At 51.4% G+C, this 12,988-nt stretch carries 11 protein-coding genes; all 11 read left to right on the top strand.

All coding sequences use genetic code 11. The features are described 5' to 3' along the window. Positions 1 to 84: 84 nt before the first annotated feature. The 11 genes from RSX24_RS00910 (at position 85) to RSX24_RS00860 (ending at position 12,945) form a co-directional block, all read left to right on the top strand. A complete protein-coding gene (locus RSX24_RS00910) occupies positions 85 to 2,787 on the top strand; it encodes a putative Ig domain-containing protein (protein ID WP_343259427.1) in 2,703 nt (900 codons plus the stop codon). A 115-nt stretch (positions 2,788 to 2,902) separates the two neighbouring features. Then, entirely contained in the window at positions 2,903 to 3,211 is a 309-nt protein-coding gene (locus tag RSX24_RS00905; protein WP_343259426.1) for a hypothetical protein, read from the top strand. A 459-nt stretch (positions 3,212 to 3,670) separates the two neighbouring features. After that, a complete protein-coding gene (locus RSX24_RS00900; RefSeq protein ID WP_343259425.1) occupies positions 3,671 to 5,599 on the top strand; it encodes a BglG family transcription antiterminator in 1,929 nt (642 codons plus the stop codon). 15 nt (positions 5,600 to 5,614) lie between these two features. Further along, on the top strand, positions 5,615 to 5,953 hold the full coding sequence (locus tag RSX24_RS00895; RefSeq protein WP_236417377.1) for a PTS lactose/cellobiose transporter subunit IIA: 339 nt from the start codon (positions 5,615 to 5,617) through the stop codon (positions 5,951 to 5,953). 1 nt (position 5,954) lies between these two features. Next, on the top strand, positions 5,955 to 6,260 hold the full coding sequence (locus RSX24_RS00890) for a PTS sugar transporter subunit IIB (protein ID WP_236417378.1): 306 nt from the start codon (positions 5,955 to 5,957) through the stop codon (positions 6,258 to 6,260). Between the two features lie 4 nt (positions 6,261 to 6,264). Further along, entirely contained in the window at positions 6,265 to 7,557 is a 1,293-nt protein-coding gene (locus RSX24_RS00885) for a PTS sugar transporter subunit IIC (RefSeq protein WP_343259424.1), read from the top strand. A gap of 120 nt (positions 7,558 to 7,677) precedes the next feature. Beyond that, positions 7,678 to 9,153, top strand: a complete 1,476-nt coding sequence (locus tag RSX24_RS00880; protein ID WP_343259423.1) for a 6-phospho-beta-glucosidase — start codon at positions 7,678 to 7,680, stop codon at positions 9,151 to 9,153. Positions 9,154 to 9,244: 91 nt separating this feature from the next. Beyond that, positions 9,245 to 9,919, top strand: coding sequence for an SOS response-associated peptidase (locus tag RSX24_RS00875; RefSeq protein WP_236417381.1), 675 nt, complete (start codon positions 9,245 to 9,247; stop codon positions 9,917 to 9,919). Between the two features lie 472 nt (positions 9,920 to 10,391). Further along, positions 10,392 to 11,516, top strand: coding sequence for an NADH-dependent flavin oxidoreductase (locus RSX24_RS00870; RefSeq protein ID WP_343259422.1), 1,125 nt, complete (start codon positions 10,392 to 10,394; stop codon positions 11,514 to 11,516). A 157-nt stretch (positions 11,517 to 11,673) separates the two neighbouring features. Further along, positions 11,674 to 12,441, top strand: a complete 768-nt coding sequence (locus RSX24_RS00865) for a DeoR/GlpR family DNA-binding transcription regulator (protein ID WP_236417383.1) — start codon at positions 11,674 to 11,676, stop codon at positions 12,439 to 12,441. Positions 12,442 to 12,486: 45 nt separating this feature from the next. Beyond that, positions 12,487 to 12,945 (top strand): OsmC family protein, encoded by a 459-nt coding sequence (locus RSX24_RS00860; RefSeq protein ID WP_236417384.1) that lies wholly within the window; start codon positions 12,487 to 12,489, stop codon positions 12,943 to 12,945. The last annotated feature ends 43 nt before the right edge of the window (positions 12,946 to 12,988 follow it).

Genomic DNA, 12,988 nt, shown 5'->3' with positions numbered 1-12,988 from the left:
GAGATCTCCTTTTTCGTTTAGCAATCACAGCAATGACTTTATAGTTTCAGGCATATTTTGGACGTTACTATGAGGAGGTTGGGGATGAAAAAGCAAAGAAATCGAATATGGAGAGCGCCGACGACGGCCATTGGCATGTTTCTGCTTTTGATTATGATTGCATCCTATCTGCCCATGGGGGGTGACACCGCTTTTGCGAATGAAATACCGGCCGGGACAGAGAAGGTAATCATTACAGAGGTCGTTTCCGATGAGGGATTTACGCATCCCGGCATAGGATTAACGAAGGGAATACTGGAAAATATGCGTGAGCAGGTCGTTGCCAAAAAGGATCCGTGGTATACCTACTACGTTTGGATGTCCCAATCCGGATATGCTTCCAAGGCATTTGCATCCAATATTTACGCAGGTTCCAATCCGGATGGCACGGATCGCCCTAAAACACGTGCTGTGAACAGTAAAGGAGCATTCGTCGCAGACGGTTTGAGAGCGTACACCCAAGCCATTATGTATTATATTACCGGGGACGAAGCCTATCGGGCCAATGCGATGCGAATCATACGTTTATGGGAGCAGATGGATCCCGATCAATATACCTATTTTACGGATTCCCATATTCATATGGGCATACCTCTCCACCGGATGGCTGCTGCAGCAGAGCTTTTGCGCTGCTCGGGTGCAGAGAATGAAGACCCGAAATGGGCGTGGACGGAAGAGGATACGGCCCGGTTCACTACGAATCTGATTATTCCAATGACGGAAACCTTTTTGCACTTTAATGACAAGTTCATGAATCAGCATCTTTACCCATTATTAGGTGCCATGTCCGGTTATATATTCACGGATAACTTCGACAGATATGAGGAGGGCGTGGAATGGTTTACCGTGAACAGAACCGCAATAGACCAGGGACAAAACGGTTCAATCAAGCAGCTGTTCCGATGGGTGACTGAGGATATTACGACAGGGGAAGCGGTAACCCCTCCAAGAGTCCAACACGTGGAAATGGGACGGGATCAGGCGCATGGCGCCGGCGATCTTACCAACGTGGAGATTCTGGGACGATTGTTGGAGGCTCAGCGAACAAAAGTTGATCCCGTTGAAGGGACGCTGTCGACGGCGCAAGACGCAGTCAGTGTTTACGAGTTTTTGGACCATCGTATATTGAAAGCGGCCGATTATTTCGCGCAATTCATGATAGGCTATGATCCGCCTTGGACACCGGTCGCAGCCCATACGGATATCGAAGGGAATCCGACGATTATTTATAAAAATATATCGGGGGCATACCGAGGCCGCATTGGCGGCAACGTTTATGGTCAGTATTACTATTATAAGTATCAGCTGGGATTGGACATGGAGCAGGCTGCGCCCTACTATACCGACATGTTTAACAAACGCCATCCGTTCTGGTGGGAGTCGCCGGATGGAGGAGCCGATTATTGGATGTTTATTCCTAAAGAGGCCGAAGGCGAAGGAACCGCGACTCTTCCGAAGGTATCTCCTGATCCGAGCTTGAATGAAATCGAGCTGCGAACGACTTCGCTGGATCATTATTCAGAGCTTGGTCAAGAAGGCGACACTTCCTATCTAAGGATCACCGCAACAGAACATGGCAGCAGAGCTGCGGTCGTTGCTTCCGGTACAGGTGAAAAAACTGTCGGGATCAAAGTGCGGACCGACGGTACAGCGAAATTGGAGATCAATGGATGGACGGAAAATGCAGTGGTGCTGCCTGATACAAAAGGCCAGTGGAAATACGTGACGTTTACGATGGATGCATTTCAGGGTCTGGGTGATCTGATCTATATCAAAGTTACGGGTTCCGGAACCCAAGTAGATATTGACCATGTTCATTTGAAAGCAGCGGAACGACTAACACCGCCCGTTTTCGATACAGGGAACCCTGCATTGAATCTATATGCGTATACCGGATCCGAAGCTTCATTGCACTATGACTTTTCGGCCACTGATTCAGGACCGGGTGAAGTGTTGTCTTATCAGCTTGATCACAAGCCGGAAGGCGCGGTATTTGATGAGAGTACCGGGGCTTTTAGCTGGCAGCCTGATCAGGCAGGAACCTATTCCTTTGTTGTGAGCGCGACGGACGGAACTACGGTAACCGCTAAATCTGTAATCGTTACAGTAACTTACGACCGTCGATCTGCGATAGAAGCCGTCATTGCGCCATATGATCAGGAAAAGTCCTACATTTCATCGTCTTTGAGAGCGTATAGGACAGTGTATGAAGATGTAATGAATGCCTTAAATACTGCTTCGGATGAACAATTCTATCAAAAACTAGTGGAGCTGAACGCGGCTGTTGAAAGTCTGGAAGAACTAACCCCTCTCATGCAGGATGGCAGCATCAATTACGTCGATATGGTTGTTGCCTCTACCTTCGGAAACCAAATCATCAATCTGGTGGATGGTGCCTCCGACAGCTTTGCGGGATATTATTTGGCGGATCACCTGAGTTACACGATGGATTTCGGAAGTGAGTTCAACATATCGCTGGATAAAATAGCTATGCAAGTCAGAGCGAGTTTTCCCGAAAGAATCGGCGGTGTGGCCGTGTTCGGCTCTAATGATATGACGACGTGGACCCGGTTAACGCCGGAACTTACCGTAGTCACAGAGGATATGCAAGAACTGGAAGTCGGCGAAGAGCATAAAAACGCATCGTTCCGCTTCTTGAAATTACACATGATCGATCCGTCAAGCACGATGTTTGAAATGGCCGAGCTCAGGCTGTTCGGAGAGCGGAAAGAGACGAATAACAACTGATTTTTGTCTCCTTTCGTTCTGCCGATAGTGAGAATGGACGGGTGAGAGGAGTTCATCCAAGGGCATGGGGCCAGTATCCTGTATTTTACAAATGGATCAAAAGGAGCTGTGAGAGATGGGCAAGATCAGGGAGTTCAATGGTTTTCAATATCGAATAGACCAAGAATACTTGCATGTATTTTTTGAACCCACAGTTCATAAAAAAGGGTATATTAGTTCTTTCAGGTTGCTGCCTTGTCCTTTTACCAGTTTTGAAGAGTTTATAATAAATGGCAAAACATACGAATGTAATGACATTCAAACATTTGAGTGTTTTGATCCAGCGAATTCAGAGCATTTAGAACGTACAGGCATAGGCTTAAGCTGGCCCAATAGTGGATTGAAAAAATTTTATGAACTGGTAAATGTCATTGAAAATAGGTAAATGAAACAGGCATTCTGCGATCGCAGAATGCCTTTTGGTAGTTAAAATACAGTGAAGGATGCCACAGTCGGGCATTACCCATGATATTGTTCCGTTAGTATCAACACACCATCCTGTTATTACTGGAGACTTAGTCCAGGATTTACTGACCAAAACATTTCCCCGTCATTCCAATCTTTCGACTGAGGGTGACTGATCTTGAGAAGGGGGCAAATCTGCCATTTGTGAAGTGGTTCTGCACTACCTCATTCCTTGCGCGTCCTTTCTTGTTCTTTTTTTCACATTACATCCAGGAAGGGGGAGGGATTGTTCTCGCTGCGGAAAAGGGGGTATGCTGTACTTTTTGCCGTTTCACATGGCAAATTACACACTTTTCTACGGGGAGCGCTTTCACCTATCATAAGGTTAGAACCAGCTGGGTGGCTTTACCGATACTAGTATCAAAATGAGGGATTTCTAATGAGGCAACACAAACTGATGATGCTGCTCCATGACAGCAAGACGCCGGTGCACATGAACGAATTGATCGCGGCGCTGGGCGTGTCCGAACGGACCGTTCGCGAGTCGATTCGCCAGCTTGGCCAGGCAGGAGAGCGGCACGGCTACTGCATTCGCATGATTCGCAATCAGGGTTACGCGCTCGAAGTGACCGCCCCTGAACGATTCCGATCATACATGGCAAACGAAACGACAGAGGAACACCGCATCGATCTGAACGACAGGTCGGCGAGACAGCAGCAAGTGTTATTCTGTCTGCTGCAAAGCCAGGATTACGTCCCGATGGATCGGCTTGCCGACGAAATGGGCATCAGTCGATCGACGCTGCTCGCGGATTTGAAGGAAGTGGAGGAACGCTTGGCCGTCTTTCGATTAAACCTGACACGTCGGGCACACTACGGCATTCGGGTGGAGGGAAACGAAGAGAATTTCCGCAAAGCGTTTTCTCATTACGTGCTGCAATCCGAACAGCCTGTCGAACAGAGCAGGGAGTTTTACGACTTTAGCCGCAAGCTGGACAAGGAGCGACTGAAAAACCATTTGCTGCACGTGCTGAAAACGAAAGCACTGAAAATATCCGATGTGTTTCTGAACAATCTGGTGACACATCTGCTGATTCTGTTATATCGCATATCCAAGCATAATCACATCGTGCCGGGACAGACGTCGCTTCCACAGCCGGAGGCTCTGTACCGTGACATTGCGGAGGAGCTTGCGGCGTGGATCGACGAGCATTTGAACATGAAGCTGCCCGAGGACGAAATCAACTATTTGGCGCTGCATATTTCGGGCAAAACGATCGTGGAGCATGTGTCCGAACAGTCGAAGCTGCAGCTGCGCAGAGGTATCCTCGAAATATTATCGCAGTTGGATCAGGAGTTTCTCACTGGTTTCAGCCGGGATGACGATCTGCAAAATGCGCTGCTGCTGCACATGTTCCCATTGTTGAACCGTCTCTATTACAATCTGCAGCTCAGCAATCCGCTGGTCGAGGACGTGTACAGCCAGTATGCCAACGTATTTCTCATTTCGTTCCGATTTGCCGAGTTCATCGAGGCCAGGTACGGCTTTAAAATGTCGCGTGACGAAGCCGGTTATGTCGCCCTTCACTTCGCTACGCATTTGGAACGGATGAAGCAGTCGCGTTTGGAGCAGCTGAAACGAATCGTCGTCATATGCTCGTCCGGCGCGGGCAGCGCGCATTTGATCCGGCTCAGGCTGGAGGCACTGTTTCCAAAAGCGTCGGTGGTCACGGCCTCCGTCAACGAAATTGCGGATATCATGAAGCAGCCGGTGGATCTGATTTTAACGACGGTCCCGCTTGAACAGGAACTTCGGGATATGGCGGACAAACCGGTCATCCACATTAAAAATTGGCTGGACGATCAAGAAATTCAGCGCATTCGCGAAACGGTTTCCCTGCAGATGGCCACGGTGCAGACCTCGTATAAGCTGCTGGATTTCAAGGAGCTGTTCCGCAAGGAGCTGTTCCATGTAACGGAAGGCGGCGATTATATGCAATTGCTGCAAAACCGCTGCGAGGAGATCGTATCCAAAGGATATGCAGCGGACGATTTCCCCGAACAAGTGCTGACGCGGGAGAGCAAATTTACGACCATTTACAAAAACGGCGTCGCCGGTCCCCATCCGATGCGTATGGGTGCGATCAAGGATTGCATCAACGTCACCGTGCTCAAACGGCCGATCCTGCATGAGGGCAAGCCGGTTCAGCTCATTTTCCTGATCAACTTGCGGCCAGGGCAGCTCTTTTTGCACAAGGAAATCAGCAAGCTGTTACTAATCTTCATGGAAAAAGAAGAAAGCCGCAGCCGCATTTTGCAGGCGGGCACGTACGAACAATTTATCAAAGAAATAGAGAGTCTTATATAGGAGTGGAGAGAACCCATGGATTACGAACAAACCGTCATGCAAATCATCGCCAATAGCGGCGAGGCAAGAAGCTACAGCCTGAAAGCGATTCGCGTTGCGAGAGAAGGCAAGCTGGAAGAAGCCGAGGCGCTCATTAAAGAGGCGAAAGGCAGCCTGACCAAAGCCCACAAAGTGCAGACAGGCTTGATTCAAGCCGAAGGACGCGGGGAACGCACCGAAATTACGCTGCTGATGATTCACGCCCAGGACCATTTAATGAATGCGCTGACGGTCCGCGAAGTGGCCGCCGAATTAATCGAAGAGATCAAAGCCCGCAAGGAGCTCGAACAATTGGTGAAAGGATTGGTGAAATAAAATGAAAAAGATTTTGCTTGCATGTGCCGGAGGATTCTCGACAAGTATGCTGGTGGAACGTATGAAGGAATCCGCGCGCGGACGCGGAATCGAAGTGGTCATCGATGCGGTGGCGGAGAGCGATATCGCCAGCCAAACGCCGTTTGACATCATTATGCTCGGACCACAGATGGGACACGCCGAAGATGAGTTGGCGGCAGCATATCCGGGTATTCCCGTAACGACGATCGACATGATGGATTACGGCATGATGAACGGCGACAAAGTGCTGGATACGGCCATCGACATGATGAACAAGGAGGCTTAAATGCATGGCTGGCGGTGCAGAATGGAGAACGCGAATACAGAAAGTGAGCACCAAGATTCAAAAGAATACCTATATTAGCGCCATTTCCAATGGCCTGATGGCCTTGATGCCGATTCTCATTCTGGGAGCGATCTTCTCCCTGATCAATGCGCTTCGCATCGAGCCTTACCAGAACTTTCTCGTCGAAACAGGACTGAAGGATTACACTTCGGTTCCGGCTTCGGTCACGACCGACCTGATTGCGCTGTATGCGGTGTTTTCCATTGCGTACAACTTTGCGACACAGCATAAACAGCAAGGGTTTTCCGCGGGGATTTTGGCCCTGATGAGCTTTCTGCTCGTCACGCCGAAAGGCCTGCTGGAAGATGGGGTAACCAAAGCGTTCGGATACTCGTGGTTGGGTGCCAAAGGTTTGTTTGTAGCCATCATCATTGCGTTGATCGTGGGTAAAATTTATACCTTTGTATTGGAGAAAAAGCTTTACATCAAGATGCCGAAGGGCGTTCCGCCAACGGTTGAGAAGTCGTTCGCCGCGCTGACGCCCGGTTTCCTGATTGCCATTTTGATGCTTGTTTTGACAGCGATCTTTGCGGCCACGAAATACGGCAACATGCATGAATTCGTCTTTTCGATCATTCAGGTTCCACTCACGAATCTCGGCGGTTCCTGGTGGGCGATGCTGGTCTGCGTGTTTGTCATTCACCTGTTATGGTTCTTCGGCGTTCACGGCACACTCGTCGTCTATTCGGTTGTGGGACCGATCTGGGTGGCCCTCGGTTTGGAAAACCTGGAAGCATACCAAAACGGCTTGGACGGGGTCAACATCGTAGGTTCGCCATTCTTCCCGGTTTACGTTCTCGTGGGCGGGGCCGGAGCGACGCTCGGTTTGATCATCGCGATGCTGTTTGCCAAGTCGGCACGTTATAAAACGCTCGGGCGTTTGGCGATCGTACCGAGTTTTATCGGTGTCAACGAGCCGGTGATCTTCGGCTTGCCGCTGGTCCTGAACGTGCGGCTGATGATTCCGTTCATCCTGACCCCGCTGATCACGAGCGGATTGGCCATTCTACTGACGGCCATCGGTGTGCTGCCGGTACTGAACGGGGTGCAGGTGCCGCTGGGCATACCGATCCTGTTCAATGGCTGGATGACGGGCGGCTGGCGGGTCAGCGCGTTCCAAGTGGTGCTGATCGCAATCAGCTTTGCGATGTACTACCCGTTCTTCAAAAAGGCCGATGCCGAGGCATTGCAGCAAGAGCAAGCCGCAGCCGAGGCAGCGGAAGCATCCAAAGCCTAATCGACGGAACGGTTGGCACATGCCTCAAGGCTTTTACGAATACGAAACGAAAGGAGCCGGAATGCCGGAGCCCTGGGGGCTCATGGGTTTCGGCTTCTTTAGCAGAGAGGGGAACATCAGATGAAAACCGTTTTTCCAAAGCATTTTTTGTGGGGAGGGGCCGCTGCGGCCAACCAGGTGGAAGGAGCCTATCGTGAAGGAGGCAAGGGGTTGTCGACGGCAGATGTCGTGAAATACTGCCCGCCCGAAGAGCGGGGCACGCTGGACGAGCTGTTATCCATGACCCGCGGACAATTGGAGGCGGCGATCCAGGATGAGCAGGGCAATTATCCGAAGCGCCGGGGGATCGATTTTTACCATCGTTACAAGGAGGATATCGCCCTGTTCGCCGAGATGGGCTTCAAGGTGTTCCGGTTGTCCATTTCCTGGCCGCGCATTTTTCCGCAGGGCGACGAGCTTGAGCCGAACGAGGCAGGCTTGCGTTTCTATGACGACGTGTTCGACGAGCTCTTGAAGCATGGCATCGAACCGCTGGTTACCATTTCGCATTATGAAATGCCCGTGCATCTGGTGCAGAAGTATAACGGCTGGGAGTCGCGCGAACTGATCGAATTTTTCGTCCGTTATGCCGAAACGCTGTTCGAACGTTACAAAAACAAAGTGCGGTACTGGCTTACCTTTAACGAGATCAACTGTACGCTGAAAGCGCCGTTCCTCGGAGCGGGCATCATTACGGAAGGGCGGGAGCATCCGCGGCAGATCGCTTTTCAGGGGCTGCACCATCAGTTCGTGGCGAGTGCGCTTGCGGTGAAGCGCGGCAAGGAGATCCAGCCGCAAGCCCAGATCGGCTGCATGCTGGCGAGAAAACTGCTGTACCCGTATACCTGTCACCCGGAAGACGTGTTGAAGGCGCAAACCGAGAATCAAATGGCGCAGTTTTGCACGGACGTGCAGGTACGCGGTTCATATCCTTCTTTTATTCGCCGCGTCTGGGATGAGGAACGCATTCAGGTGCGGATGGAGCCGGGCGACGAGGACGTGCTTCGCAATCATACCGTTGATTTCCTTTCGTTCAGCTACTATATGTCGATGACAACCAGCGCAGATCCGGCGGTGACGGGAACGGCGCAAGGCAATCTCTCCTCAGGATTGAAAAATCCGTACTTGCCGGCATCCGATTGGGGATGGCAAATCGATCCGATCGGGCTGCGCGTGGTGCTGAGGGAGATGTACGACCGGTACCAGGTGCCGCTGTTCGTGGTGGAAAACGGACTCGGTGCGCTCGACCATGTGGAAGCGGACGGCAGCATCAACGACGATTACCGTATCCATTATCTTGCAGAACATATCCGGCAAATGGGGGAGGCCATTCGCGACGGCGTGGAACTGATGGGTTATACAAGCTGGGGCTGCATCGATCTGGTGTCGGCATCGACCTCCGAAATGAGCAAACGTTACGGGTTCATTCACGTCGATCAGGACAACGAGGGGAACGGCACGCTCAAGCGTACGCGGAAAAAGAGCTTTTACTGGTATAGGGACGTCATTGCGTCCAATGGCGGGCAGCTTGATCCCGGTTCCATCACGGAAGGTTGACTTAAGAACGGATTTGCAGCATTTCATGCATAATTTCCCTTAAATTACAAACAATACATGAAACACCAAGCAGGGAAAGGATGCGATTTTCATGTGCAACCGCTTTTCGTTAGCCGCCGATCTGGATGAGGTCAGGGATCACTTCAAAATCGAGCGGGTAATGTATTATTACAAAAACCGGTACAACATCAGCCCGACTCAACATACGCCGATTATTTTGCATCAGGATGGTGAACGCGTACTGGATGAATTCCGGTGGGGTTTCATTCCGTTCTGGGGACGCGATGCCGTAAACGCCAATCTGATGACGGTGCACGAGAACCCTTCCTACGAGAAAATGGTCGAAACCAAACGCTGCGTCATACCGTGCAACGGTCTGTATTACTGGCGAAAGGAAGGCCGAAAGAGCTATGCCGTCCGTGTCGTCATGCCCGATCGTGGACTGTTCGGCATCGCAGGTCTGTACGAAGTGTGGAAAGATACCCGTAAACAGCCGCTTCGCACGTGCACCATGATCATGACGGGCGCCAACCTGATTACGCGCGAATTCGGCAATAAAATGCCGGCCATCCTGTCCGATGAGGAAATCGACGCTTGGCTGGATCCGGCCAATACACGCGTAACGCAGCTGCTGCCGCTGCTCAAATCCTACAATCGCACAGAGATGAAGATGTATCCGGTGACGCCGATGGTAGCCAATGATGATCATGACAGCTACGAGTGCGTGGAGGAGATGGAACTGAAGCTGGCTTATGTACGCCACTGACGGGTGCGAGTTAAAGAGCACATAGCGCGCGTATGCCGCACCTTCGGTCTCGCTGTCGGTCAGCGATGGCCAGTTACATCACTATAACATCACTTATATGGCGGAGTGCCTGGTGCCTCCGTCCTTTTGGCATGATTTCAAACGAAAACTTGAATTGTGTTTGAATAGTAACTATAATAATTACAGTATTTGAAATGTATATTCGTATATCTATAAAAAAAGATATATATAAACCGCAAAAAACATACACACGTAAACTTAGAGGCAGAACCAATCTGGAGAAGCGAAGCGTTCGCCTAAAAGCTTTCTGAAAGAAAGCTGCATCGGAAGCATAGGCTTATCACCGGATTTTCTCCTTAAAGAAGGGGAATCAAAAAATCATGGGGATAACGGCGATCGAAAGATGGTACTGCACTCGCAGTGGCTTTGTGTGATTGATTAGTGCGGTTTATATAAGAGGAGGAAACCATTCATGAATCCCAAATACGCTCCCTTATTCGAATCTGTGGCGCTGCCGAACGGCATTACGCTGAAAAACCGCATCGTGTTAGCTCCGATGACGCATATGTCCTCCAATCCGGACGGCACCGTATCGGATGCGGAACTGGAATACTACGCACGCCGCACAGGAGGCGCAGGCATGTCCGTTACGGCGGTTACATACGTTACGCCGAACGGCATTGGTTTTCCGGCACAGTTTGCCGCGTATGACGATCGTTTCATTCCAAGCCTCACCCGCCTTGCCGAGACGATCAAACAGCAAGGTTCCAAAGCAGTGCTGCAAATTTTCCATGCCGGCCGCTTGACGCCCGAGCAGGCCGTTCCCGCGGGTCAGGTCGTGGCACCGAGCGCGGTAGCAAGCGAACGCCCGGGATCTCCGCTGCCAAGAGAATTGAGCGATGAAGAGATTAACGGCATCATCAAGGACTTCGGTGAAGCGACTCGCCGTGCCATCGCAGCCGGTTTTGACGGCGTTGAAATTCATGGCGCGAACGGATATCTTATCCAGCAATTTGTTTCCCCGCATTCCAATCGCCGCGAAGACCGGTGGGGCGGAAGCATCGAGAAACGTCTGACCTTCCCTCTGGCCGTGATCGACGAAGTACAGAAGGCTGTGGCCGATCATGCCAAATCGCCATTCATCGTTGGCTATCGATTCTCGCCGGAAGAACCTGAAACGCCAGGGCTGACCATGACGGAAACCTATGCTCTGGTAGATGCACTCAAGGAGAAAAACCTGGATTACCTTCACGTTTCACTGAACGAATTCTGGTCCAAACCAAGACGCGGCGAAGCTGATACTCGTTCCCGCATCGAATTCATCCTGGATCGCGTGGGCGGCAAATTGCCGGTCATCGGGGTAGGTTCCATTCATACGGCGGACGAGGCGGCAGAAGCGCTGCAAACCGGCTTGCCGCTGCTTGCTCTCGGCCGCGAACTGATCATTGAGCCGGACTGGGTAGAAAAAATCGAAAGCGGTCGCGAAGAGGATATCGAGACGGTGCTGACCAAATCGGACCAGGAGCGGCTTGTCATCCCAGACGGCTTGTGGCAGGCGATCATCAATACACCAGGATGGTTCCCGGTAGCTGAATAAGCGCTCCCTTCGAGAGGTATATGGAGGGAATTATTGTAACTGAAGGGGGCAATGTCCCCCTTTTTTTGTACTTCCTGAAATTTTCCGTAGGCAAGTGCTGTGGTATGATAGGGTGAACAGGCTTGGCCATGGAAATTATCGATGTGGAGTGAAGAACATGCTCGTTGCAGAACGTTATGAAAAAATTGTGGAATGGGTGGATGCGCAAGGCAGCATGCGCGTAACCGAGCTAAGCGAGCGCTGCGGCGTAACGGAAGAAACGATCCGCCGCGATCTGGACAAACTGGAGCAGGCCGGTCGGTTGCGGCGATCCCACGGCGGTGCGGTCAGCATCAAATACAAGGAAGATTCACAGCAGGAAATTCCGTACCCGGAGCGGGCGGTTACACACGCGGACGAGAAGCGGAGAATCGCGAACGAAGCCGTGAAAATGGTACAACCAGGGGACCGCATTGCACTGGATGCCAGCACAACGGCATGGTATATGGCTGCGGGACTGCCCAACATTCAGCTTACGGTGCTGACCAACTCGATCAAGGTCGCTGCCGAGCTAAGCAGCAAGGAACAGATCCGAGTCATTTCGACCGGTGGGCAGTTGGCCTCCAAATCGCTGTCTTTCGTCGGGCCTCTGGCCGAACGCTCTTTGGATGCCTACCATGTGGACAAGCTGTTCCTTTCTTGCAAAGGCGTGCACTTAACCAAAGGGATCAGCGAATCGAACGAGCTGCAGGCGCTCGTCAAACAGAAGATGATCAGCATTGCGGACGAAGTGATTTTGCTTGCGGATTCCAGCAAATTCAATATCCAGGCATTTACGCGAGTGACAAAGCTCAGCAGCGTGGCCACCATCGTGACGGATCAAGGCATTGACAGCCAGATCGTCGAGAGCCTGGCCGAACAATCCATCGAATGCATACGCGTATAGTCGGGTAACACTCCGATGCAGCAAACACAGGAAGGAATGAATATAATGAAACATCCTTTTCACTTGAAAGCGGTATGGAACGGAGGCCGCAACAGCGAGGGGCACATCGACGCGGGCGGGCTGAAAAGTGTTATTTCGATTCCGCAGGAAATGGGCGGTCCGGGTACGGGCACCAACCCGGACGAAATGCTGCTTGGCGCCGCATCCACTTGTTATTTGATTACGCTGGCTGCCATGCTGGAGCGAGCAGGCATTACACCTGCAGAGCTGACGCTGGAATCGGAAGCGACGGTGGACGTGACCAACAACATTTTCACGTATGAGCGGATCGTTCACAAACCTCATGTCGTACTGCAGGCCGATACAGCACAGGAGCAGCTTGAGAAGGCAGAACGGCTCGCGCACAAGGCCGAGGCATCCTGCATGATTTCCAGAGCGGTCGCAGGCAATGTAACGATCGAGACGCAGCCTGTCATCACTACGGCAGAAGCGGGAGCGGTGTGATATACTGAGAAGAAGACGACGGGATTTGTCGTTATTTGTCGAA

It is taken from the genome of Paenibacillus hubeiensis, assembly GCF_032334105.1.
Taxonomy (GTDB): Bacteria; Bacillota; Bacilli; order Paenibacillales; family Paenibacillaceae; genus Paenibacillus; species Paenibacillus hubeiensis.
This window is presented reverse-complemented; position numbering and strand designations above follow the sequence as displayed.